Genomic DNA, 22485 nt, shown 5'->3' with positions numbered 1-22485 from the left:
CTGGGCGAAGCCTTGTCCTCGCCGAAGGTGATCGCGCTCAGCCTGATCTATTTCGGCTTTGTCGGTGCGCTCTATGGCATGCAGTTCTGGCTGCCACAGATCGTCAAAGCGTTCGGCCTCACCAACGCGCAGACCGGCTTCGTCACCGCGATCCCCTATCTGTTCGGCACCATCGCCATGATCCTGTGGGCGCGGCATTCGGATGCGAGCCGCGAGCGCGTCATGCATGTCGGCGCCCCGCTGCTGCTCACCGCCGTCGCGCTCGGCGTCTCCTCCTATCTCACCGATCCCACCCTCACGATGGTGGTGCTGACGGTGGCCGCGGTCGGCGTGTTCTGCTGCTTCGGCGTGTTCTGGACCCTGCCGACCGCCTGGCTGTCCGGCACGGCGGCGGCCGGCGCCATCGCCCTGATCAACTCGATCGGCAATCTCGCCGGCTTCGGCGGTCCCTATCTGATCGGCTGGGTCAAGGAGGCCACCGGCCAGACCTCGACCGGCCTCCTGGTGCTCGCGGTGCTGCCGTTGATCGCCGGGACCCTCGTCTTCGTCGGCGGCCACGACAGCAAGCACGAGTTCAGCGAACAGAAGCGGTGAGGGCGAAACCCACCGCTGCGTAGATCTTATGGGTGACGGGTGGTCCAGGCGCCATCCGGGCACCCGCCTGGCAACGGTCCTCTCAAACGCTCACCAGCCTTGATGATCACACTTTCCTGATGACTGACGATTATTGACTTTTATCAGTGATTAGTCGACATTCCTCTCATTCGAGATGCTAGGAGTGTCCTTCGATGTTCGTCCGGTCCGTTTTGTCGAGCTATTCCAGGCTGTTGGCAGGTGTGTCGCTGGCCCTGATGGCCGCCAGCCTCGCCGGATGCAATGATACCGTCGCCGAGAAGGCCGAGCCTCCACGGCCGGTCCTGGTCGCGACCGCGCATTATGATGCCGAAACTCCGGAGCGCAGCTTCGTCGGGACCATCAAGCCGCGGATCGAAAGCGATCTCGGCTTCCGCGTCGCCGGCAAGGTGGCAAAGCGCCTGGTCGAAGTCGGCCAGACGGTCGAGGTCGGCCAGCCGCTGGCCACCCTCGACGAGGTCGACCTGAAGCTCCAGGCCGAGCAGGCGGTAGCGGAGCAGACCGCCGCAACCGGCGTGCTGGCCCAGGCCGCTGCCGCCGAGCAGCGCGCCAAGGATCTGAAGGCGAAGGGCTGGACCACGGATGCGCAGCTGGATTCGAGCCGTGCGGCCGCCGACGAGGCCCGCGCACGCCTCGATCGCGCCGTTCGCTCGGTCGAGCTGACCAAGAATTCCCTTTCCTACGCGACGCTTGTTGCCGACGCCCGCGGCGTCGTCACCGCAACGCTGATCGAGCCCGGCCAGGTGGTCGCCGCGGGCCAGGCTTCGATCCGTGTCGCCCGCTTTGCCGAGAAGGAAGCGGTCGTCGCGATCCCTGAGACGCTGGTTGGACGCGCCAAGTCGGGCGTCGCCAGCGTCACTCTTTGGTCCGAGCCGGATAAGAAATATGCGGCCAAGCTGCGCGAGATCGCGCCGGCCGCCGACCCGGCCACGCGCACCTATCTGGCAAAGTTCTCGCTGCCCGAGGCGGACGACAAGGTCGCGCTCGGCATGACCGCGACGCTGACGCTGTCTGACGCCGCAACCGAGCGCGTCGCCCGGCTGCCCCTGTCGGCGCTGTTCAACGAAGGCGGCAAGCCGTCCTTCTTCGTTGTCGACGACAATGGCTCCGTCACCTTGAGGCCGGTCGCGGTGAAGTCCTACGAGAGCAACGACGTGCTCATCACCGGCGGTGTCGAAGAGGGCGCCAAGATCGTCGCCCTCGGCGTGCAGAAGCTCGATCCGAGCCAGCGGGTGCGGATCGTGTCGTCCCTGAGTTTCTAGTTTCCGTCATTTCGGGGCGCGCGTAGCGCGAACTACGGTGCGCAATTGCGCCCCTGAGAATCTCGAGATTCCGGGTCTGGTCCTTCGGACCATCCCGGAATGACAAGGAAATTGAATTCCGTCGTGTGAGGTGAGTTTCGGCCTTTGTCCCTAAGCAAAGGCTGAAGCGGCGAAGCGATCCAGAACCTGCCCAGCCCCCTGGATTTGCTTCGCTGCCTCGCGACGACGGTTCGAACAGAGCGGCTGTGGTTGTTTGCAACTGGATCGTCTTTCGGAGAGTGCGATGAAGCGCTTCAACCTTTCGGCCTGGGCCGTCAGCCATCCGACGCTGGTTCTCTTCCTGATGGTCGTGCTCGGCGTTGCCGGCTTCTTTTCCTATGAGAAGCTCGGCCGTGCCGAGGATCCGTTCTTCACGGTGAAGGTGGTCAACGTGTCCGTGATCTGGCCCGGCGCAACCGCGCAGGAGATGCAGACGCAGGTCGCCGATCCCATCGAGAAGAAGATCCAGGAGCTGCCCTATTTCGAGAAGGTGCAAACCTATTCCAAGCCCGCCTTCACCGCGCTCCAGGTCACCTTCCGCGACAACACGCCGCCGAAGGACGTGCCCTACCTCTTCTACCTGCTGCGCAAGAAGCTGGTCGACGTGCAGGGCCAGCTGCCCTCCGGCATTCTCGGACCCGTCGTCAACGACGAGTTCTCCGACGTCGATTCCATCCTGTACATGATGACCGGCGACGGCGCCGACTATGCCCAGCTCAAGAAGGTCTCGGAAGGATTCCGTCAGCGCCTGTTGAAGGTGCCTGGCGTGACCAAGGTCGACGTCTACGGCAACCAGGACGAGCGCATCTTCGTCGAGTTCAGCCACGCCAAGCTCGCCACGCTCGGCATCACGCCGCAGGCACTGTTCGATTCCCTTGCCAAGCAGAACAACGTGACGCCGGCCGGTACGGTCGAGACTTCGTCGCAACGCGTGCCGCTGCGCGTCACCGGCGCGCTCGACGGCGCCAAGGCCGTCGCCGAGACCCCGGTCGAGAGCAACGGCCGCGTGTTCCGTCTCGGCGATATCGCCACCGTCACCCATGGCTTCGTCGATCCGCCGAGCTTCGTCGTGCGCCAGGAAGGCAAGCCCGCGATCGGCATCGGCATCGTCACCGCCAAGGGCGCCAACATCCTCGATCTCGGCAAGGAGGTCGAGAAGGCGACCGCCGAGTTCATGAAGGCCGTGCCGCAAGGCATCGACGTCAAGCTGATCGCCGACCAGCCCAAGGTGGTCGAGCACGCCGTCGGCGAGTTCGTTCACTCCTTCATGGAGGCGCTCGTCATCGTGCTGTTCGTCTCGTTCCTGGCGCTCGGCTGGCGCACCGGCATCGTGGTCGCGCTGTCGGTGCCCTTGGTGCTCGGCATTGTCTTCATCGTCATGAACACGATGTCGCTCGACCTGCATCGCATCACGCTCGGCGCGCTGATCATCGCGCTCGGCCTGCTCGTCGACGACGCCATCATCGCGGTCGAGATGATGGTGGTGAAGATGGAGCAGGGCTGGGATCGCATGCGCGCGGCGTCCTTTGCCTGGGAATCCACTGCGTTTCCGATGCTCACGGGGACGCTGGTCACGGCCGCTGGCTTCCTCCCCATCGGCTTTGCCAATTCCGCGGTCGGCGAATATGCCGGCAGCATCTTCTGGATCGTGGCGATCGCGCTGGTCGCCTCCTGGTTCGTGGCGGTGATCTTCACGCCCTATATCGGCGTCAAGCTGCTGCCCGACATGAAGGCCCACCACCACCATGATCCGCACGCGGTCTACGAGACCCGGATGTACCGGGGCCTGCGCGCCATCGTGCAATGGTGCGTCAACCATCGCATCACCGTGGTGGCCGCGACCGTCGGCGTCTTCATTGCTTCGATCGTCGGCTTCGGCCATGTCCAGCAGCAGTTCTTCCCGCTGTCGGAGCGGCCCGAGCTGTTCCTGCAGCTGCGCCTGCCCGAGGGTACCGCCTTCAACGTCACCGAGAAGGCGGTGAAGGAGGCCGAGACGCTGCTCAAGGATGACCAGGACATCGAAACCTACACCGCCTATGTCGGCCAGGGCTCGCCGCGCTTTTGGCTGGGCCTCAACCCGCAGCTGCCGAACGAGGCCTTTGCCGAGATCGTCATCGTCGCCAAGGGCGTCGAAGCGCGCGAGCGCGTCAAGGCCAAGATCGAGAACGCGGCAGCTGACGGTTTCCTCTCCGAGGCGCGCGTGCGCGTCGACCGCTTCAACTTCGGTCCGCCGGTCGGCTTCCCCGTCCAGTTCCGCGTGATCGGCCCCGACGCCAACAAGGTGCGCGAGATCGCCTATCAGGTCCGCGATGTCATGCGGCAGAACAAGAGCGTCAAGGACGTCCAGCTCGACTGGAACGAGCAGTCTCCCTATCTCAAGCTCGTCGTCGACCAGGATCGTGCCCGCGCCATGGGACTGACCCCGCAGGACGTCTCGCAGGCACTCGCGATGCTGATCTCGGGCGCGCAGGTCACCACCGTGCGCGACGGCATCGAGAAGGTCGGCGTGGTCGCCCGTGCGATTCCCTCCGAACGCCTCGATCTCGGCGGTGTCGGTGATCTCACCATCACCTCGCGCAATGGCGTCGCTGTGCCGCTGCAGCAGATCGCCAGAATCGAGTATTCCCACGAGGAGCCGATCATGTGGCGGCGCAATCGCGACATGGCGATCACGGTGCGCTCCGACGTCGTCGACGGCGTGCAGGCGCCCGATGTCACCAACCAGATCACGCCGAAGCTGAAGGCGATCAAGGATCATCTCGAGCCGGCCTACCGGATCGAGCCGGGCGGGGCGTTCGAAGAGTCTGCCAAGGGCAATGCCTCGATCTTCATCCTCTTCCCGGTGATGGTCATGGTGATGCTGACGCTGCTGATGATCCAGCTGCAGAGCTTCTCGCGCTTGATCCTGGTGTTCCTGACCGCGCCGCTCGGCATCGTCGGTGCCTCGCTCGGCCTCAACGTTGCCAATGCCCCGTTCGGCTTCGTGGCCCTGCTCGGCCTGATCGCGCTCGCCGGCATGATCATGCGCAACACCGTGATCCTGGTCGACCAGATCGAGACCGACGTCTCCCACGGCCTGACCCGGCGCGAGGCGATCGTGGAAGCGACCGTCCGCCGCGCCCGTCCGGTGGTGTTGACGGCGCTGGCCGCCATCCTCGCCATGATCCCGCTGTCGCGCTCGGCCTTCTGGGGCCCGATGGCGATCACCATCATGGGCGGCTTGTTCGTCGCGACCTTCCTGACGCTCCTGTACCTGCCGGGTCTTTACGCCCTGTGGTTCAGGAAGAGCCTGGACGAGGCCGGCACCGCCGAACAGCCTGCCGCGCCGCAGCATGGGAGCGATGACCGGCGCGCAATTCCACTTGCTGAGGCGGCTGAATAAGTGAGATGAAGTACTGAGGAACGAGTCCTGAGAGATGACACTGGTTGCGGAACATATCGAAGGCGACACCCGGGATCGTATTCTCGAGGTGGCTGAGCGGCTGTTCCGCCAGATCGGTTACCAGAAGACCACGGTCGGCGACATCGCCAAGGAACTCCGGATGAGCCCCGCCAACGTCTATCGCTTCTTCGAATCGAAGAAGGCGATCCACCAGGCGGTGGCCCGGTCGCTGATGGGGGAGGTCGAGCTCGAGGCCCAGCGGATCGTGGCGAGGCCCGGTCCGGTCAAGGAGCGCTTCCGCGAGTTGCTCACCACCATCCACCGCATGAACACCGAGCGCTATGTCGGCGACAACAAGCTGCATGAGATGGTCGAGATCGCCATGCAGGAGGACTGGGACGTCTGCGTCTCCCACATGGAATGTATCGCCGGATTGATTGGGCAGATGATCGCGCAAGGCGTGGCCTCCGGCGAGTTCGAGGCTCCCGACCTGCAACTGGCTGCGCTCTGTTCCTGCACCGCGATGATGCGCTTTTTCCACCCGCAGATGATCGCCCAGTGCGCCACCAAGCCGGGCCCGAACATCGACCAGATGATCGATTTCGTCATCGCGGGTCTGTCCCTGCGCCACTGACGGGCGGGGCCGTTTCTTCCTATAAGCAGGCCGACCGCTCCGGGCTGACCGCCGCGTGGCGGCCCAGGACGGATCATCAAACTCCGTCATTGCGAGCGTAGCGAAGCAATCGAGGCTGTCTCCGCGGACGGATTCCGGCTTGCTTCGCTGCGCTCGCAATGACGAGCAGGGGAAAGCCAGCGTGACCGACAAAGACCTCCACTTCTACGAGCCCTCCAAGGGCCACGGCCTCAAGCACGACCCCTTCAATGCCATCATCGCGCCGCGGCCGATCGGCTGGATCTCTTCGCGCGACGCCAGGGGCCACGTCAATCTCGCGCCCTACAGCTTCTTCAACGCGTTCTGCTACGTGCCGCCGATCATCGGCTTCTCCTCTACCAACTGGAAGGACACGGTCGAGAACATGCAGCAGACCGGCGAGTTCGTCTGGAATCTGGCCACGATGGACCTGGCGAAGCACATGAATGCGACTGCGGCCCATGTCGCCCCCGAGGTCGACGAGTTCGAGGTCGCGGGCCTCACCGCTGTACCCGGCAAGCTCGTCAACGTGCCGCGCGTGGCTGAGAGCCCCGTCGCCTTCGAGTGCAAGGTGTCCGATATCGTCCGCCTCAAGGGTGCCGACGGCAGGGAGGCCGACGCGTGGCTGACCCTCGGCGAGGTCGTCGCCGTCCACATCGACAAGGCCTTGATCAAAGATGGCGTCTACCAGACCGCCGCCGCCCGGCCCATCGTTCGCGCCGGCCGCCGCGGTGACTATTTCGAGATCAAGCCGGAAAACATGTTCGAGATGGTGCGGCCGGATTAGGCCGGCTTCTCTCTCCACACGTCATTCCGGGGCGCGCCGTCAGGCGCGAACCCGGAATCCATTCATCGACCCACGCTGCCGCACGATGGATTCTCAGGTGCGCAATTGAGCACCAGAGTTCACGCTTCGCGCGCTCCGGAATGACGGCGAGAGATCGACCCCATTTCTTCTCCCGGAACTGCCGCCGCACCCTCGCCGTTATGGTTCGGGGCCGCCAGGCCGCGTCAATTTTGCAGGCGAACGCTCCACCGCGGCCAGCCAATTTCCGCTAAAATGCCCGACACCCGCGCCGATGCATGAGGTCCGCCATGAGCTTCCGCCGCGACACCCTGACAAAGCTGATCTTCTCCCGGGCGCGCGGCGTGTTGCCCGCGATGTCCGATACCGAGCGCGAGGCACTGGAGGCGGGCGACGTCTGGTGGGATGCCGATCTTTTCACCGGCAACCCTGATTGGTCGAAGCTGCTGAAGGTCCGGCAGCCGACGCTAACGGACGAGGAACGGGCCTTCCTCAATGGTCCCGTCGACGAGCTCTGCGCCATGCTCGACGAGTGGAAGATCTTCTGGGAATTGCGCGATCTGCCGCAGGACGTCTGGCACTTCGTCAAGCGCGAAAAGTTCTTCGGCATGATCATTCCGAAGGAGTTCGGAGGGCTCGGCTTCTCGCCCTACGCGCATTCGGAAGTGGTGCGCAAGATCTCGACCCGCTCGATCGCCGCGGCCGTTACCGTGATGGTGCCGAACTCGCTCGGTCCCGGCGAGCTCCTGATGCGGTTCGGCACCAGGGAGCAGCAGCAGCGCTGGCTGCCGCGCCTCGCCGACGGCCGCGACATTCCCTGCTTCGGCCTCACCAGCCCGGAAGCCGGCTCCGACGCCGCCTCCATGGTCGACACCGGCATCATCTGCAAGGGCGACTTCGAGGGGCGCGAGGTCGTCGGCCTCAGGTTGAACTGGCACAAACGCTACATCACGCTCGGTCCGGTCGCGACGCTGCTCGGCCTCGCCTTCAAGGCCTATGATCCCGATCGCCTCGTCGGCGATCAGGAAGAGCACGGCATCACCGTGGCGCTGATCCCGACCAACCTGCCCGGCGTCGAGATCGGGCAGCGCCATCTGCCCTCGATGCAGGTATTTCAGAACGGCCCGAATCGGGGCCGCGACGTGTTCATCCCGCTCGACTATGTCATCGGCGGCAAGGAGCGGCTCGGACAAGGCTGGAAGATGCTGATGACCGCGCTCGCCGCCGGCCGCGGCATCTCGCTGCCGTCGCTCTCTGCTGCGGGTGCCGCCTATGCCGCGCGCACCACCGGCGCCTATGCCCGCATCCGCGAGCAGTTCGGCATCTCGATCTCCAAGTTCGAAGGCGTCGAGGAGCCGCTCGCGCGCATTGTCGCGACTGCCTACCAACTCGATGCGGCGCGCCGGCTAACCTGCGCGGCGCTGAATGCCGGCGTTCATCCCGCCGTCATCTCCGGCATCATGAAGCTGCACGCGACCGAGCGGATGCGGGTTGCGATCGACGACGCCATGGACATCCATGGCGGCAAGGCCGTGATCGACGGTCCGCAAAACTATCTCGGCAATCTCCATCGCGCCGTGCCGGTCGGCATCACGGTGGAAGGCGCCAACATCCTGACCCGCAATCTCATCGTGTTCGGGCAGGGCGCCATCCGCGCCCATCCCTATCTGCTCGACGAAATGAATGCGCTGGCGGATGCCGATCGTGAGCGCGGGCTCACCGCGTTCGACAAGGCGTTCTGGAAGCACGCCGGCCACAGTTTCCGGACACTGTTCCGCGCCTTGGGCCGCAGCTGGACCTTTGGCGCATTCGCGCCGGCGCCCGATGCGGGCGAGGCTACGCCATTCTACCGCCAGCTCTCGCGCTATTCGGCGGCCTTTGCGCTCTGCGCCGACCTGACGCTGCTGACGCTCGGCGGCGCGCTCAAACGCAAGGAGATGCTGTCGGCCCGCTTCGGCGACATCCTGTCCGAACTTTATCTGCTCTCGGCCGCGCTGAAGCGCTGGCAAGATGAAGGCCGCCAGAAGGAAGATTTTGCCGCGTTGGAATGGTGCATGGCGACCGGCTTCAAAACCATCGAGAGCCGGCTTGCCGAAATCCTCGCCAATCTGCCCAACCGGTTCGTCGCCGGCTTCCTCAAGGTCGTGGTCCAGCCTTTCGGCGCCCGTGTGCTCGGCCCTTCCGACCGCGTCGTGCACCGATGCGCGAGCCTGGCGCTGGAGCCATCGGCGGCACGCGAGCGCCTCACGCCGGATCTGGCCCATGTCGATGACGACGGCGGCTTTGCCCGGCTGGAACGCGCGTTCAAGCTGGTCGCGAGCACGGACGCCATCGCCAAGCGCCTGCGTGCCGCGCGCGTCCGCGACTGGAAGGAGGCGGTCACAAAAGGCGTGATCACGCAAGCCGAGGGCGAGCAACTCGCCGCTGCCCGCGAAGCCGTCGCAAAGGCGATCGAGGTCGACGATTTTGCGCCGGATGTACTGTCGCCGATTTACAAGAAAACCGTCAACGTGCATCAGTTCTTCCAGGAACTCGGTGAACAGAGGGCGGCGAGCTGATGGCGCGACCGGTATTCATCGTCGACGGCAGTCGGACCCCGTTCTTGAAGGCGCGTTCGGGGCCAGGTCCGTTTACGCCGGTCGATCTCGCCGTGCAGTGCGGCCGGCCGCTCCTGGCGCGCCAGCCGTTCGTCCCTGACAGCTTCGATCAAGTCATCCTCGGCTGCGTCAACGTGATCGCGGACGAGATGAATCCCGCCCGCGTTGCCGCGCTCCGGCTCGGCATGGGCGAGGACATGGTCGCCTTCACCGTGCAGATAAATTGCGGCTCCGGCATGCAGTCGATCGACACCGCCTACCGCTACATCCGCGAAGGCCATGCCGACATGATCCTCGCCGGCGGCACCGAGGCGCTCAGCCACGCGCCGCTGGTTTGGCCAAACGCGGGCGTGCGCTGGTTTGCCGGCCTTGCCACCGCCAAGGGCGTTGCCGCGAAGATCGCCTCGGCGTTCAAGCTGCGGCCGCGCTATCTCAAGCCGATCATCGGTCTCGAGCGCGGCCTGACCGATCCCGTCACCGACCTGAACATGGGCCAGACCGCCGAGGTCGTCGGCCATCTCTTCGGCATCACGCGCGCGCAGTCCGATGCCTATGCCGCCGAGAGCCATCGCCGCCTCGCGCATGCGCAAGGCGCGGGTTTTCTCAAGGGCGAGGTCGAGACCGCCTTCTCACGCGACGGCAAGTTCTTCGACCACGATGACGGCGTGCGGCCGGACTCGACGCCCGAGTCTCTGGCAAAGCTGAGGCCGGTGTTCGAACGCCCCTGGGGGCAGGTCACCGCCGGCAATTCCTCGCAGATCACCGACGGCGCGTCCTGGATCATTCTGGCTTCCGACGCGGCGGTGGCCAAGCACAAGCTGACGCCGAAGGCCGTCATCGTCGACAGCCATTGGGCTGCGCTCGACCCCAGCATCATGGGGCTCGGTCCGGTGATGTCCGTGACGCCGCTGCTCACGCGCAACGACCTCACCATCAAGGACGTCGAGACCTGGGAGCTGAACGAGGCTTTCGCCACCCAGGTGCTCGGCTGTCTCGGCGCCTGGAACGACGACAAGTTCTGCCGCGAGATTCTCGGGCTCGACGGCGCGGCCGGTGAGATCGACCGCGATAGGCTTAATATCGACGGCGGCGCCATCTCGCTCGGCCATCCCGTCGGCACCTCCGGCAACCGCATCGTGCTGCATCTCGTCAACGCGATGAAGCGGCTCGGCACGCGGCGCGGCGTTGCCACCGAATGCATCGGCGGCGGGCTCGGCGGCGCCATGCTGATCGAGGCGGTGTGACCATGGATTCCAAGATCATGACTGCGCTTGGCGACCGGCTGCTGGAGCTCGGGCCCAAGCCGGCGGCAGACAGTCGCTACAAGCATTTCAAGTTGACGCGCGATGCCGACGGCGTCGCCTGGCTGCTGTTCGATCGCGCCGAGACGAGCGCCAACACGCTGTCCTCCGACGTGATGGAGGAGTTCGACGCCGTGCTTGCAGCGATCGAGACCGAGCGTCCCGCCGGCCTCGTCATCCGCTCGGCAAAGCCCTCCGGCTTCATTGCGGGCGCCGATGTCAACGAATTCCGCGGTGCGTCCGACCCTGGAATGGTGGAGACGCGCATCCGCGCCGCGCATGCGGTGGTCGACCATCTGGAAGCCTTGAGGCTGCCGACGGTCGCGGTCATCCACGGCTTCTGCCTCGGCGGCGGGCTCGAGGTGGCGCTGGCCTGTCAGGCGCGCATCGCCATCGACGGCGCGCGCTTCGGCTTCCCGGAGGTGATGCTCGGCCTGCATCCCGGCCTCGGCGGTACCGCGCGGTTCACCGCGCTGGTCAATCCGACCCAGTCGATGGCGCTGATGCTGACCGGCCGCACCATCGACGCGCGCCGGGCAAAATCACTCGGCCTCGTCGATGCCGTGACGCAGGAGCGGCACGTCCAGGGCGCCGTGAGGGATGCGCTGTTCGGCCGGCTCAAGCGGTCCAAGCCCGGTCTGCTCGCGCGTGCGGCCAATCTCGGAGCGATACGTGGCCTGCTGGCCAAGCGCATGCGTGCGGAGGCGGCAAAGGCCGCATCCCGCGAACATTATCCCGCGCCTTACGCGCTGATCGATCTCTGGGAGACCCATGGCGGCAGCAAGGCCGCGATGCTGAAGGCCGAGCAGGCGTCCTTCGCCAAGCTGATGGTGACGCCGACCGCGCAGAATTTGATCCGCGTGTTCTTCCTGCGCGAGCAAATGAAGAAGGCCGCAGGCTCCGGCAGCACGGTGAAGCACGTCCACGTCATCGGCGCCGGCGCCATGGGCGGGGACATCGCGGCCTGGTGTGCGGGGCAGGGGCTGCGCGTCTCGCTCGCCGACATGAAGCCGGAGCCGATCGCGGGCGCGGTCAAGCGGGCGGCCGAGCTCTACGGCAAGATCATCCGCAAGCCCACGGAGGTGCGCGACGCGCTCGACCGCCTTATCCCCGACATGGACGGTGAGGGTGTCGGTAACGCCGATCTCATCATCGAGGCAGTGCCGGAGAAGCTGGAGCTGAAGCAGAAGGTCTATGCCGGCCTCGAACCACGGATGAAGCCCGGTGCGATCCTCGCCACCAATACCTCGAGCATTCCGCTTCAGGATCTGCGCACCACGCTGGCGCGGCCGGAGCGGCTGGTCGGCCTTCACTTCTTCAATCCGGTATCGCGGCTGCAGCTGGTCGAGGTCGTCAGCCATGACGGCAACCCCCCTGAGGCGCTGAAGGAGGCGCTCGCCTTCGTCGGCGCGATCGGCCGACTGCCGCTCGCGGTGAGGACCTCACCCGGCTTCCTCGTCAACCGCGCGCTGACGCCGTACATGCTGGAAGCGATGGTGATGCTGGACGAGAAGATCGACCAGCGCCTGATCGACGCCGCGGCCGAGCAGTTCGGGATGCCGATGGGGCCGATCGAACTCGCCGATCAGGTCGGGCTCGACATCTGCCTCGACGTCGGCGACATGCTGCGCACCAAGTTCGGCGATCTCCTGCCGCCGACGCCGGCCTGGCTGCGCGAGAAGGTCGCCAAGGGCGAGCTCGGTCGCAAAGCCGGCAAGGGTTTTTACACCTGGAGGGACGGCAAGGCCGTGAAGGCGCCGCTGCCGGAGACCGGCCCGCGCGTCACCGACCAGATGATCGATCGCCTGGTGCTGCCGATGTCCAATGTCTGCATCGCGTGCTTGCGCGAAGGCATCGTCGATGATCCCGATGCGGTCGACGGCGCCATGATCTTCGGGACCGGCTATGCACCGTTCCGTGGCGGTCCGCTGAACTATGCCCGCACGCGCGGCGCGGAAAACATTGTATCCACCCTGCGTGCGCTGGCGGAGCGATTCGGCGAGCGCTTCGCGCCCGATCCGGGCTGGGACAATTTCAATTGAGCAATCTCGAGCGAGAGAGGCATGAACGAACAAGCCACGACCGGGCCGAGCGGTGATCTCTGCATCCGCACGCTGGCGATGCCCGCCGACACCAATGCCAACGGTGACATCTTCGGCGGCTGGCTGCTGAGCCAAATGGATGTCGGCGGCGGCGTGTTCGCCTCGAAGGTCGCGCGGTCGCGCACCGTGACGGTCGCGATCGAGGCGATGAATTTTCGCAAAGCGGTCTATGTCGGCGATCTCGTCTCGGTCTATGCCAATCTCGTGCGCGTCGGGCGCACCTCGCTGACCGTGCATCTCGAGGCCTGGGCATTGCGGCGCAAGGAGCTGCATCCGTTCCTCGTCACCGACGGCAATTTCACCTACGTCTCGATCGACGATCACGGCCGCCCACAGCCGATCCAGCGAAACGATCCGCCGAGCGCGACGTAGTCGCGCGCGACGCTCTGCCTCATCTCACGACGACGCGGCAAGCGCTGCCAAACGCGGCGCCCGTGCGTCATGCCCGTCGCGGCTTCGCCAAGAACCAGTCATAAAACGGATGAGGTACCAGCGTACTCAATTGGGTGTCGATTCGGGGTGGAAACGGCCTCAAATGCCTGGGAACCTTTGGGCAGGAGCACCGTTATTTGCCCGCACTGAGGAATCCACGGACCATGCCGGACAGCTACATCATCGAAGTCGATTCGCAGACCGCGGGTATCGTCGTTCGTTCTTCTGGAGGCTATCGCTTTTTCGCGTCATCCGACCGCTTCAACCGTCTCGAAGGCCAGCTCTTCCGCAACGCGCGCGAAGCAGAACGCGCCGCACGCAGGCTGGTGAATGGCGATGTAAAGGAGGCGGCGTAAGCGCCTTCCGCTGGTGATTTTGATGCGCGAAGCGTGGTCGGAATTTTTTGCCGCGCACGCCGCTGCCCTTCTCCCCTTGTGGGAGAAAGTGGCGCGAAGCGCCGGATGAGGGGTTCTATCGGCGGCCTCAAAGGCAGGTTGCCCCGCGGAAGTATACCCCTCACCCGACTCGCCGCTATGCGGCGAGCCGCCCTCTCCCACAAGGGGGCCCACAAGGGGAGAGGGTCAGAAGCGCGGTCACAGCTTCGTCGCTGCGCGCGACAAGAGCTTCCACTCGTCGCCCTGCTTCTGCCAGTTCATCAGGATGTGAAGGTTGGTGGATACTTTCTTCCCATCGGCTGCCATCTCCTGCTCGCCCAGCCAGTGGAAACGCACGATCGCTGCAGGGCCGACGACCTTGATGGTGGGATCCTTATATTCGATCGACAGGAATTTCGATTTGCCGTCCGTGGCATTGGCGATGAACGTCGCCTTGTCCTCGACCTTGCCGCTGGAATGGCTGTAGCTCAGCTCCTCCGCGCACAGCGCGCCCAGCGCTTTCGGATCGGCCGCGATCTGGGCAAGGCGGAAGGCCTCGACCTGCTTCGCCACGGCTTCCTCTTCCGCTGAAGCGGCGAGCGCCGGCATGGCGAACGCGAGCGCCGAGACGGCGAGAGTCGAGAGAGCCAGATCGCGTCGGTTGATCGTCATCGTTTCCTCCTTTTTGATCTTGGCCAGAGTGTTGCAGCCGCGCGCGGCTTTGTCGAGTGTCGCGGCATCGTCATGCACGCGCATGATTGCGCGACAGAGGCAATATTGATACCCCTTCTGTATTGATATGTTGGGTATTCGGAAAAGTGCGGAAATGATCGAGGCGAAAGAGCGAGCAATGGGGCGGGCATTGCTGTTCGATATCGACGGCACACTGGCCGACACCGATGCCCTTCATCGCGAGGCCTTCAATCGCGTGTTCGGCCCGCGCGGCCATGTCGTAGATGACGAGCGCTTCAAGCGCGAGCTCCAGGGCTTTTCCAACGTGTCGATCGGGGAGCGATTTCTGCCGGACGAAACGCCGGAACGACGGATCGCCATCCTCGACGAGAAGGAGGCGATTTTTCGCGGCCTCGTGGCGGGCCGGATCGCGCCGCTGCCGGGCCTGATGGCGCTGCTCGACCGGGCGGACGCCGCCGGCATCCCCATGGTCGCGGTGACCAACGCGCCGCGTCTCAACGCGGAGCTGCTGCTGTCGGGGCTTGGCATCACCGAGCGGTTCAAGGCGATCGTGATCGGCGACGAGCTGCCGCACGGAAAGCCGCATCCGCTGCCCTATCAGGAAGGGCTGCGCTTCGTCGGCGCCAGCGCGGCGGGCTCCATCGCGTTTGAGGACTCCCGCTCCGGCGTGCAATCGGCCGCCGCGGCCGGAATCCCGACCATCGGGATGCGCACCACGCTCGGCCATGCCGATCTCGTTGCAGCCGGCGCTATTGCGTCCGCGAGCGCCTATGACGATCCTGACCTGCTCGCGCGTGTTGCCACGGCAATGGCGTGGTGAGATTCCTGGTCGGCTAGCCGGTGGGTTCCGGCATTGACCGGAAGCGCGAACCGCCGCACCATGCATCATCCTGATTTGAGGCCGTTGCCGTGACCGGACTGACCCATCGCCAAGCCGAAATCCTCAACATCGCGCGCGCCTCCGGCCGCGTCATGGTCGACGAGCTGGCGCGCCGGTTCGAAGTCTCCGCGCAGACCATCCGCAAGGATCTCAACGATCTCTGCGAACGGAGATCGCTGACCCGCATTCATGGCGGCGCCATTATCGCCTCCGGCGTGGAGAATCTCGCCTATGAGGCGCGCCGTTTCGTCGCCGCCGACGAGAAGAAGGCGATTGGCGCTGCAGCCGCCTCGCTGATCCCGAACGGTTGCTCGCTGTTCATCAACATCGGCACCACGACGGAGGAGGTCGCGAGCGCGCTGACCTCGCACGAGGACCTCCTCGTCATCACCAACAATCTCAATGTCGCGATGCTGCTCTACCGCCATCCCCGCATCGAGGTGGTGGTGGCCGGCGGCACGGTGCGGCGCGCCGACGGCGCGGTGGTCGGCTCGACCGCGACGCAGCTGATCGGCCAGTTCAAGGTCGACTATGCCATCATCGGGGCGTCCGCGATCGACGAGGAGGGCGCGCTGCTCGACTTCGACTATCGCGAGGTTCAGGTGGCGCAGGCCATCATCGCCAATGCCCGCAGCGTCATGCTGGTCGCCGATTCCACCAAGCTGCGCCGCAGCGCGCCTGTGCGCATCGCCCACATCACCCAGATCCAGACCTTCGTGACCGACCAGGAGCTGCCCGAGCGCCTCGCCACGATCTGCCACAGCAAGGGCATCGAGGTGGTGGAGGCGCTGCCGAAGGGGGCGGATATCGACGATGCGGCCGATGCTCAGGATGCGGCATCGGAAGTCGCGCCGGTCGTGCGGCTGCGCTAAATTTAGGTGCCGCTCCACGGATTCAGCAGCGTCACGCCCGTAGGGTCGAAATCCCCCACATTGCGCGTAACGACCGTCAAGCCGTGAACAAGCGCGGTCGCAGCGATAAGGGCGTCGCGTTCGGCCCACGGGTTGGGAACATGCAGCTGGGCGCAACGCTGCGCCACGGCGGTGTCGATCGCCAGAATCCTTCCTTCGAAGCGGGCCAGAATGTGATCGTTGATCCAGGCACGCAGGACAGCACCTTGCGCCGCGTCTTTGCGCTCGATCAGACGCGCACCAAGTTCAATCTCAAGAATCGAGATGGCGGACATGAAAAAATTCGCCGCAGGCACAGCATTGGCCCAAGCGAGGACATTGCGATTGGCCTTATCCGGCCGCCTCAGTTCGGAAATGACATTGGTGTCGAGCAGAAACATCAGTCGAGATCAGCGGGCCTGGAGATGCCGACGGTCACGCGAGGCGGTTCGAAATCGAAATCCGCGTTCGCCTGTGCCAGAGCTTCGGCAAGGCTCATATGCCCGCCGCTCAGGCGCAAATAATCCTCGATCCTCAATAGGACATGGGCCGGGCGACCGCGGTCGGTAATAAAGACGGGACCCTGCGATGCGGCTTTCTTGGCGCCGCTGGTATCTTGATTGAATTGTCGGCTGGTCAGGGTGGTCACCATCGTTTGAGCCTCCAAGCCGTGGCTATGCTCCGCCTGCGGAATCTACGTAGAGATGTTGCTACATTCAAGTCCGCGAGCACGTCGGTCGGCGGGCCCACGTCAGCCTGCCGTTCAATCAAGCTGTTTGCCCCTAAATCTGCCCGTCCGGCTGCTGATTTCGCTGTCTCATTGCCGTTGAAAAAGTTCCTCTTTCACTTTCTTTCGTCTCTCTTTCGTCTTGCTTTCGTTTTGCGGTGTGATCTAATCAAAAACGAAAGTAACCGCTCGAGGAACGGGCGGTCGCCGGGGGATGCGTCTGTTGGAGCGTATTTTCGATCTCGCCATCATCGGAGGCGGTGTTAACGGTTGCGGCATCGCGCGCGACGCGGTAGGCCGCGGCAACACGGTTTTCCTGTGCGAAATGAACGATTTGGCGAGCGGAACCTCGTCCTGGTCGACCAAGCTGGTGCATGGCGGCCTGCGCTACCTCGAATATTACGAGTTTCGGCTGGTGCGCGAGGCGCTGATCGAGCGCGAGATCCTCTGGGGCATCGCGCCCCACATCATCCGCCCCCTGCGTTTCGTTCTGCCGCATCATGCAGGGCTCCGCCCCGCCTGGCTGCTGCGCCTAGGCCTCTTCCTTTATGATCACATCGGCGGCCGCCATCTGCTGCCCGCCACGCGCTCGGTCGATCTCAAGCGCGATCAGGTCGGCAAGCCGCTGATCCCGAACCGCTACAGCCGCGCCTTCGAATATTCGGACTGCTTCGTCGATGACGCCCGCCTCGTCGTGCTCAACGCGCGCGATGCCGCCGACAAGGGTGCGGAGATCCGCACTCGCACCCGCGCCACCGAGATCCGCCAGGCCGACGGCCTCTGGATCGTCAACATGGTCAACATGCTGACCGGCGAGCGTTCGCAGGTCCGGGCGCGTGCGCTGGTCAATGCCGGCGGTCCCTGGGTCGAGGACGTGCTCGGCCGCGGTGCCGGCGTCAATGCCAAGGCAAAAGTCCGCCTGGTGCAGGGCTCGCACATCGTCGTGAAAAAGCTCTACGACCACGACCGCGCCTACATGTTCCAGAACGCCGACGGCCGCATCATCTTCGTGATCCCGTACCAGGACGATTTCACGCTGATCGGCACCACCGATCGCGACTATGACGGCGATCCCGCCAAGGTGAAGGCGACGGCTGAGGAGATCGAATATCTCTGCAAGGCGGCGAGCGAATATCTGGCCAAGCCCGTGACGCCCGAGGATGTGGTTTGGACCTATTCCGGCGTGCGTCCCCTCTACGACGACGGCGCCAGCGAGGCCAAGGCCGCAACCCGCGACTACGTGTTCGAGCTCGACACGCCCGGCGGGACGCCGCTGCTGTCGATCTATGGCGGCAAGATCACGACCTATCGCCGGCTCGCCGAGGAGGCGCTGGAGCGGCTCGCGCCCTATCTTCGCAGTGCCAAGGCGCGCGAAGGGTGGACCGGCAAATGGCCGCTACCCGGCGGAGATATGGACGTCTCCGCCGTCGATGGCCTGATTGCGGAATTGCGGCGCGGCTATCCGTTCCTCAGCCACGAGCATGCCCGGCGCCTCGCGCGCGCCTATGGCACCCGTGCCATCAAGCTGCTCGGCGATGCGAAATCCGCCGCCGATCTCGGCCAGGCCTTCGGTGCGACCCTGACCGAGCGCGAGGTCCGCTATCTCATGGCCAATGAATGGGCCGTCACCGCCGAGGACATCGTCTGGCGTCGTTCCAAGCTCGGCCTGCGACTAACCGCCGACGAGATCGCGGCGCTTGACGACTGGATCAGGACCCACGCCGTGCCGCAAAGTCCTCTGCTGGAAGCGGGAGGACGCTCATGACCGTGACACTCGATCACGTGACCCGGACCGTAGATGGCGTGCCGCACATTCGGGACGTCTCGCTGACGCTGGAGAGCGGCACGCTCAACGTCCTGCTCGGGCCGACGCTGTCGGGCAAGACCTCGATCATGCGATTGCTCGCGGGCCTCGACAAGCCGACATCAGGCAAGGTGCTGGTCAATGGCAAGGACGTCACCGGCGCCGACGTGCGCCAGCGTTCGGTCGCGATGGTCTATCAGCAGTTCATCAACTACCCCTCGCTGACGGTCTACGAGAACATCGCTTCGCCCTTGCGCGTGCAGGGCAAGCCGCGCGATGAGATCGAGGCGCGCGTGGCGGAGGCGGCAAAGCTGCTGCGGCTCGAGCCATTCCTGAAGCGCACGCCGCTCCAGCTCTCCGGCGGCCAGCAGCAGCGCACCGCGATCGCCCGCGCGCTGGTCAAGGGCGCCGATCTCGTGCTGCTCGACGAGCCGCTCGCCAATCTCGACTACAAGCTGCGTGAGGAGCTGCGCGCCGAGCTGCCGCGCATCTTCGAGGCCTCCGGCGCGATCTTCGTCTATGCCACTACCGAGCCGAGCGAGGCGCTGCTGCTCGGCGGCAACACGGTGTGCATGTGGGAGGGGCAGGCGCTGCAGATGGGCGAGACCTCTAACGTTTACCGCCGGCCGCAGACCTTGCGCGTCGCGCAGGTGTTTTCGGATCCGCCGCTCAATCTCGTCGGCCTCGAGAAGGGAAATGGCATGGTCCAATACGCCGGCGGGAGTGCAGCGCCCGCGTCCGGGCTTTATGCCGGTCTGCCCGACGGCTTCTACCGCATCGGCTTCCGTGCCCATCAGCTCGGGCTCGCAAGTGGCCAGGCCGATCGCCACGCCTTCCACGCCACTGTCACGGTGACCGAGATCACCGGTTCGGAGAGTTTCGTGCATCTGACCCGCGATGGATCGAACTGGGTGGCCGTGCTGCACGGCGTGCACGAATTCGAGCCCGGCCAGACCATCCATGCCGTGCTCGATCCCAATGATGTTTTTGTGTTCGACGCGGCTGATCGCCTCGTCGCAGCACCGAGCTCCTGAGGAGGTGCGTCATGGCCCGCATTGACCTCGTCGATCTCGCCCACTCCTACGGCGGCAACGGTGCCGCGCCGGAGAGCTTTGCGCTCAAGCCCGTCACCATGACTTGGCGGCAGGGCGGCGCCTATGCGCTGCTCGGCCCGAGCGGCTGCGGCAAGACCACGCTGCTCAACGTCATTTCCGGCATCATCACGCCTTCGCGCGGAAAAATCATGTTCGACGGTGTGGACATCACACCGCTGTCAACCCAGAAGCGCAACATCGCCCAAGTGTTCCAGTTTCCGGTGATTTACGACACCATGACGGTCGGGCAGAATCTGGCGTTCCCGCTGAAGAACCGCGGCGTGCCGAAGGCCGAGATCGACCGGCGCGTCGCCGAGATCGGCCGCCTGCTCGATCTCGAACCCTATCTCAATCGCAAAGCAACTCGGCTCACGGCGGATGCCAAGCAGAAGATCTCGCTCGGCCGCGGCCTCGTCCGCTCCGATGTCGCCGCTGTGCTGTTCGACGAGCCGCTGACGGTGATCGATCCCGAGCTGAAGTGGCAGCTTCGCTCCAAGCTGAAGGCGCTGCATCGCGAGCTCGACCTCACGATGATTTACGTGACCCACGACCAGACGGAGGCGCTGACTTTCGCCGACACCGTGGTCGTCATGCATGACGGCCGCGTGGTGCAGAGCGGCACGCCGGCCGAGCTGTTCGACAAGCCGGCGCATACCTTCGTCGGCTATTTCATCGGCTCGCCCGGCATGAACATCCTGCCAGCGGAGGTGCGGGGACGCGAGGCCAGGCTCGACGGCCACGTCATCGCGCTCAACCGCAGCTACGACAACCTGCCTGCGGGAGCGAAGATCGAGATCGGCGTCCGTCCCGAATTCGTCGAGGTGGTCGCGCCCGCGCCGGGCCTGCTCACCGCGAAGATCGAGCGCATCGACGATCTCGGCCGCATCCGTTTCGCGCGTGCGCGCCTTGGGGACGCAAAGCTCGCGGCGCGCGCCCCTGGCGGCTTCACCAGTCCGGACGGCACCGCCGGGCTGAAATTCGACCCGTCGCATGTGCACGTCTATGCCGACAGCCTTCTGGTGGAGGGAGCCGCCTGATGGACAAGACCGTCAACCAAAAAGCCTGGTTCCTGGTGCTGCCGGTGTTCCTGGTCGTCGCCTTCTCGGCGGTGCTGCCGCTGATGACGGTGGTGAACTATTCGATGCAGGACACGTTCGGCAATAACCAGTTCTTCTGGAACGGCGTCGGCTGGTTCAAGGAACTGCTCGATCCCTCGACCGATCTCGGCGGCCGCTTCCTCGCCTCGCTCGGGCGTAACCTGTTTTTCTCGCTGGTGATCCTCGCCATCGAGGTGCCGCTCGGCATCGTCGTCGCGCTGTCGATGCCGCGCGAGGGCTGGACGGTCGCGGCCTGCCTCGTGATTCTCGCGCTTCCGCTCTTGATTCCGTGGAACGTGGTCGGAACCATCTGGCAGATCTTTGGCCGTCCGGACATCGGCCTGCTCGGCTATGTGCTCAACGCTGCCGGCTTCGACTATAATTACGTCTCCAACGACATCGATGCCTGGGTCACCGTCATCGTGATGGACGTCTGGCACTGGACCAGCCTCGTCGCGCTGCTCTGCTACGCTGGCCTGAAGTCGATTCCCGAAGCCTATTACCAGGCCGCGCAGATCGACGGCGCCTCGCGCTGGGCGGTGTTCAAGGCGATCCAGCTGCCCAAGATGAATCGCGTGCTGCTGATCGCCGTGCTGCTGCGCTTCATGGACAGCTTCATGATCTACACCGAGCCCTTCGTCGTCACCGGCGGCGGGCCCGGCAACTCCACGACGTTCGTGTCGATCGAGCTCGTCAAGATCGCGCTCGGCCAGTTCGACCTCGGCAAGGCCGCGGCGCTGTCGCTGGTCTACAACCTGATCATCCTGATCGTCTGCTGGATCTTCTACACCGTCATGACCAATGCCGGCGTCGAACGCAAAGTCCAGGCTTCGAGCGAGGAGGCGACGGAGCCGAAGCCTTCGGCCGCGCTCAAACCCGTGCCCGCGCTCAAGCCAAAGGAAGGAGTGGCCTGATGCATTCGATCCCCGGCCGCCGGCTCGTCATGGGGCTGTTCCTGATCTTCCTGCTGCTGCCGATCTATTGGCTCGTCAACATGAGCTTCAAGACCAACAGCGAGATCGTCTCGACGATGACGCTATGGCCGCACACCCCGACGCTGCAGCACTACAAGCGCATCTTCACCGACGAGAGCTGGTATTCCGGCTACATCAATTCGCTCGAATACGTCGTCCTCAACACCATCATCTCGATCGCTGTGGCGCTGCCTGCGGCCTATGCGTTCTCGCGCTACCGCTTCCTCGGCGACAAGCACCTGTTCTTCTGGCTGTTGTCGAACCGCATGGCGCCGGCCGCGGTCTATGCGCTGCCGTTCTTCAACCTCTATTCGGCAATCGGGCTGTTCGACACGCCCTGGGCCGTCGCGCTCGCGCACTGCATCTTCAACGTGCCGCTGGCGGTCTGGATCCTCGAAGGCTTCGTCTCCGGCGTGCCGCGCGAGATCGACGAGACCGCCTTCCTCGACGGCTATTCCTTTCCGCGCTTCTTCATCAAGATCCTGGTGCCACTGATTGCGAGCGGCATCGGCGTCGCCGCCTTCTTCTGCTTCATGTTCTCCTGGGTCGAGCTTCTGCTGGCGCGCACGCTGACCTCGGTGCAGGCCAAGCCGATCGCCGCGATCATGACGCGCACGGTCTCGGCCGCCGGCATGGACTGGGGCCTGCTCGCGGCTGCCGGCGTGCTCACCATCATCCCGGGCGCGCTGGTGATCTGGTTCGTCCGCAACTACATCGCGCGCGGCTTCGCGCTCGGCCGCGTATAAG

At 64.8% G+C, this 22485-nt stretch carries 20 protein-coding genes; 17 read left to right on the top strand and 3 right to left on the bottom strand.

Annotated elements, in window-relative coordinates:
• The 10 genes from EAV90_RS33805 to EAV90_RS33760 all read left to right on the top strand — a co-directional run.
• Positions 1-594, top strand: a 594-nt coding sequence (locus tag EAV90_RS33805; protein WP_129145860.1) for an MFS transporter, incomplete at its 5' end; no start/stop codon positions are given.
• 194 nt (positions 595-788) lie between these two features.
• The gene (locus tag EAV90_RS33800) at positions 789-1895 is read left to right on the top strand and encodes an efflux RND transporter periplasmic adaptor subunit (protein WP_122404885.1); all 1107 of its coding nucleotides are present in this window, start codon (positions 789-791) and stop codon (positions 1893-1895) included.
• 283 nt (positions 1896-2178) lie between these two features.
• Complete coding sequence (locus EAV90_RS33795) at positions 2179-5316, top strand: efflux RND transporter permease subunit (RefSeq protein ID WP_122404884.1); 3138 nt, start codon at positions 2179-2181, stop codon at positions 5314-5316.
• 34 nt (positions 5317-5350) lie between these two features.
• Complete coding sequence (locus tag EAV90_RS33790; RefSeq protein ID WP_129145859.1) at positions 5351-5950, top strand: TetR/AcrR family transcriptional regulator; 600 nt, start codon at positions 5351-5353, stop codon at positions 5948-5950.
• 181 nt (positions 5951-6131) lie between these two features.
• On the top strand, positions 6132-6755 hold the full coding sequence (locus EAV90_RS33785) for a flavin reductase family protein (protein WP_164937221.1): 624 nt from the start codon (positions 6132-6134) through the stop codon (positions 6753-6755).
• 308 nt (positions 6756-7063) lie between these two features.
• Positions 7064-9331: an acyl-CoA dehydrogenase gene (locus tag EAV90_RS33780; protein WP_164937220.1), complete on the top strand. Its 2268-nt coding sequence runs from the start codon at positions 7064-7066 to the stop codon at positions 9329-9331.
• Entirely contained in the window at positions 9331-10614 is a 1284-nt protein-coding gene (locus tag EAV90_RS33775; RefSeq protein WP_129145856.1) for an acetyl-CoA C-acetyltransferase, read from the top strand. The genes EAV90_RS33780 and EAV90_RS33775 overlap by 1 nt, the downstream gene beginning before the upstream one ends.
• Positions 10615-10616: 2 nt before the next feature.
• Positions 10617-12713 (top strand): 3-hydroxyacyl-CoA dehydrogenase NAD-binding domain-containing protein, encoded by a 2097-nt coding sequence (locus tag EAV90_RS33770; protein ID WP_164937219.1) that lies wholly within the window; start codon positions 10617-10619, stop codon positions 12711-12713.
• A 21-nt stretch (positions 12714-12734) separates the two neighbouring features.
• Complete coding sequence (locus EAV90_RS33765) at positions 12735-13145, top strand: acyl-CoA thioesterase (RefSeq protein WP_129145854.1); 411 nt, start codon at positions 12735-12737, stop codon at positions 13143-13145.
• 224 nt (positions 13146-13369) lie between these two features.
• The gene (locus EAV90_RS33760) at positions 13370-13561 is read left to right on the top strand and encodes a hypothetical protein (RefSeq protein WP_122404878.1); all 192 of its coding nucleotides are present in this window, start codon (positions 13370-13372) and stop codon (positions 13559-13561) included.
• A gap of 237 nt (positions 13562-13798) precedes the next feature.
• Here the strand turns inward: EAV90_RS33760 and EAV90_RS33755 are convergent, their stop codons facing one another.
• Positions 13799-14251 (bottom strand): nuclear transport factor 2 family protein, encoded by a 453-nt coding sequence (locus EAV90_RS33755; RefSeq protein ID WP_122406829.1) that lies wholly within the window; start codon positions 14249-14251, stop codon positions 13799-13801.
• A gap of 154 nt (positions 14252-14405) precedes the next feature.
• Between EAV90_RS33755 and EAV90_RS33750 the strand changes: the two genes are divergently transcribed.
• Positions 14406-15092 (top strand): HAD family hydrolase, encoded by a 687-nt coding sequence (locus tag EAV90_RS33750; protein WP_129145853.1) that lies wholly within the window; start codon positions 14406-14408, stop codon positions 15090-15092.
• A gap of 89 nt (positions 15093-15181) precedes the next feature.
• On the top strand, positions 15182-16024 hold the full coding sequence (locus tag EAV90_RS33745) for a DeoR/GlpR family DNA-binding transcription regulator (RefSeq protein WP_129145852.1): 843 nt from the start codon (positions 15182-15184) through the stop codon (positions 16022-16024).
• Between the two features lie 2 nt (positions 16025-16026).
• On the opposite strand, the gene EAV90_RS33740 is transcribed toward EAV90_RS33745, so the two are convergent.
• Positions 16027-16443: a type II toxin-antitoxin system VapC family toxin gene (locus tag EAV90_RS33740; RefSeq protein ID WP_122404875.1), complete on the bottom strand. Its 417-nt coding sequence runs from the start codon at positions 16441-16443 to the stop codon at positions 16027-16029.
• Positions 16443-16694 carry a type II toxin-antitoxin system Phd/YefM family antitoxin gene (locus EAV90_RS33735; RefSeq protein ID WP_129145851.1) on the bottom strand — a complete coding sequence of 84 codons (252 nt, stop codon included), beginning with the start codon at positions 16692-16694 and terminating at the stop codon, positions 16443-16445. The genes EAV90_RS33740 and EAV90_RS33735 overlap by 1 nt, the downstream gene beginning before the upstream one ends.
• Before the next feature lie 289 nt (positions 16695-16983).
• Here EAV90_RS33735 and glpD point away from each other — a divergent pair, with 289 nt between their 5' ends.
• From glpD to EAV90_RS33710, 5 genes are read left to right on the top strand one after another with little or no spacing between them, the layout of a single operon-like run.
• On the top strand, positions 16984-18534 hold the full coding sequence (glpD, locus tag EAV90_RS33730; protein WP_129145850.1) for a glycerol-3-phosphate dehydrogenase: 1551 nt from the start codon (positions 16984-16986) through the stop codon (positions 18532-18534).
• Positions 18531-19607 carry an ABC transporter ATP-binding protein gene (locus EAV90_RS33725; RefSeq protein ID WP_129145849.1) on the top strand — a complete coding sequence of 359 codons (1077 nt, stop codon included), beginning with the start codon at positions 18531-18533 and terminating at the stop codon, positions 19605-19607. The genes glpD and EAV90_RS33725 overlap by 4 nt, the downstream gene beginning before the upstream one ends.
• An 11-nt stretch (positions 19608-19618) precedes the next feature.
• The gene (locus EAV90_RS33720; protein ID WP_129145848.1) at positions 19619-20704 is read left to right on the top strand and encodes an ABC transporter ATP-binding protein; all 1086 of its coding nucleotides are present in this window, start codon (positions 19619-19621) and stop codon (positions 20702-20704) included.
• Positions 20704-21678, top strand: coding sequence for a carbohydrate ABC transporter permease (locus EAV90_RS33715; RefSeq protein ID WP_129145847.1), 975 nt, complete (start codon positions 20704-20706; stop codon positions 21676-21678). The genes EAV90_RS33720 and EAV90_RS33715 overlap by 1 nt, the downstream gene beginning before the upstream one ends.
• Entirely contained in the window at positions 21678-22484 is an 807-nt protein-coding gene (locus EAV90_RS33710) for a carbohydrate ABC transporter permease (protein ID WP_091898072.1), read from the top strand. The genes EAV90_RS33715 and EAV90_RS33710 overlap by 1 nt, the downstream gene beginning before the upstream one ends.
• Position 22485 lies beyond the last annotated feature (1 nt).

This window comes from Bradyrhizobium vignae, assembly GCF_004114425.1.
In the GTDB taxonomy this organism is placed as follows: domain Bacteria; phylum Pseudomonadota; class Alphaproteobacteria; order Rhizobiales; family Xanthobacteraceae; genus Bradyrhizobium; species Bradyrhizobium vignae.
The sequence above is the reverse complement of the archived record's forward strand: the minus strand, read 5'-3'. Positions and strand labels throughout refer to the sequence as shown.

Coding starts and splice junctions, on each gene's coding strand:
- EAV90_RS33800 (WP_122404885.1), top strand. CDS start 789: ATGTTCGTCCGGTCCGTTTTGTCGAGCTATTCCAGGCTGTTGGCAGGT.
- EAV90_RS33795 (WP_122404884.1), top strand. CDS start 2,179: ATGAAGCGCTTCAACCTTTCGGCCTGGGCCGTCAGCCATCCGACGCTG.
- EAV90_RS33790 (WP_129145859.1), top strand. CDS start 5,351: ATGACACTGGTTGCGGAACATATCGAAGGCGACACCCGGGATCGTATT.
- EAV90_RS33780 (WP_164937220.1), top strand. CDS start 7,064: ATGAGCTTCCGCCGCGACACCCTGACAAAGCTGATCTTCTCCCGGGCG.
- EAV90_RS33775 (WP_129145856.1), top strand. CDS start 9,331: ATGGCGCGACCGGTATTCATCGTCGACGGCAGTCGGACCCCGTTCTTG.
- EAV90_RS33770 (WP_164937219.1), top strand. CDS start 10,617: ATGGATTCCAAGATCATGACTGCGCTTGGCGACCGGCTGCTGGAGCTC.
- EAV90_RS33765 (WP_129145854.1), top strand. CDS start 12,735: ATGAACGAACAAGCCACGACCGGGCCGAGCGGTGATCTCTGCATCCGC.
- EAV90_RS33760 (WP_122404878.1), top strand. CDS start 13,370: ATGCCGGACAGCTACATCATCGAAGTCGATTCGCAGACCGCGGGTATC.
- EAV90_RS33755 (WP_122406829.1), bottom strand. CDS start 14,251: ATGACGATCAACCGACGCGATCTGGCTCTCTCGACTCTCGCCGTCTCG.
- EAV90_RS33750 (WP_129145853.1), top strand. CDS start 14,406: ATGATCGAGGCGAAAGAGCGAGCAATGGGGCGGGCATTGCTGTTCGAT.
- EAV90_RS33740 (WP_122404875.1), bottom strand. CDS start 16,443: ATGTTTCTGCTCGACACCAATGTCATTTCCGAACTGAGGCGGCCGGAT.
- EAV90_RS33735 (WP_129145851.1), bottom strand. CDS start 16,694: ATGGTGACCACCCTGACCAGCCGACAATTCAATCAAGATACCAGCGGC.
- glpD (WP_129145850.1), top strand. CDS start 16,984: ATGCGTCTGTTGGAGCGTATTTTCGATCTCGCCATCATCGGAGGCGGT.
- EAV90_RS33725 (WP_129145849.1), top strand. CDS start 18,531: ATGACCGTGACACTCGATCACGTGACCCGGACCGTAGATGGCGTGCCG.
- EAV90_RS33720 (WP_129145848.1), top strand. CDS start 19,619: ATGGCCCGCATTGACCTCGTCGATCTCGCCCACTCCTACGGCGGCAAC.
- EAV90_RS33715 (WP_129145847.1), top strand. CDS start 20,704: ATGGACAAGACCGTCAACCAAAAAGCCTGGTTCCTGGTGCTGCCGGTG.
- EAV90_RS33710 (WP_091898072.1), top strand. CDS start 21,678: ATGCATTCGATCCCCGGCCGCCGGCTCGTCATGGGGCTGTTCCTGATC.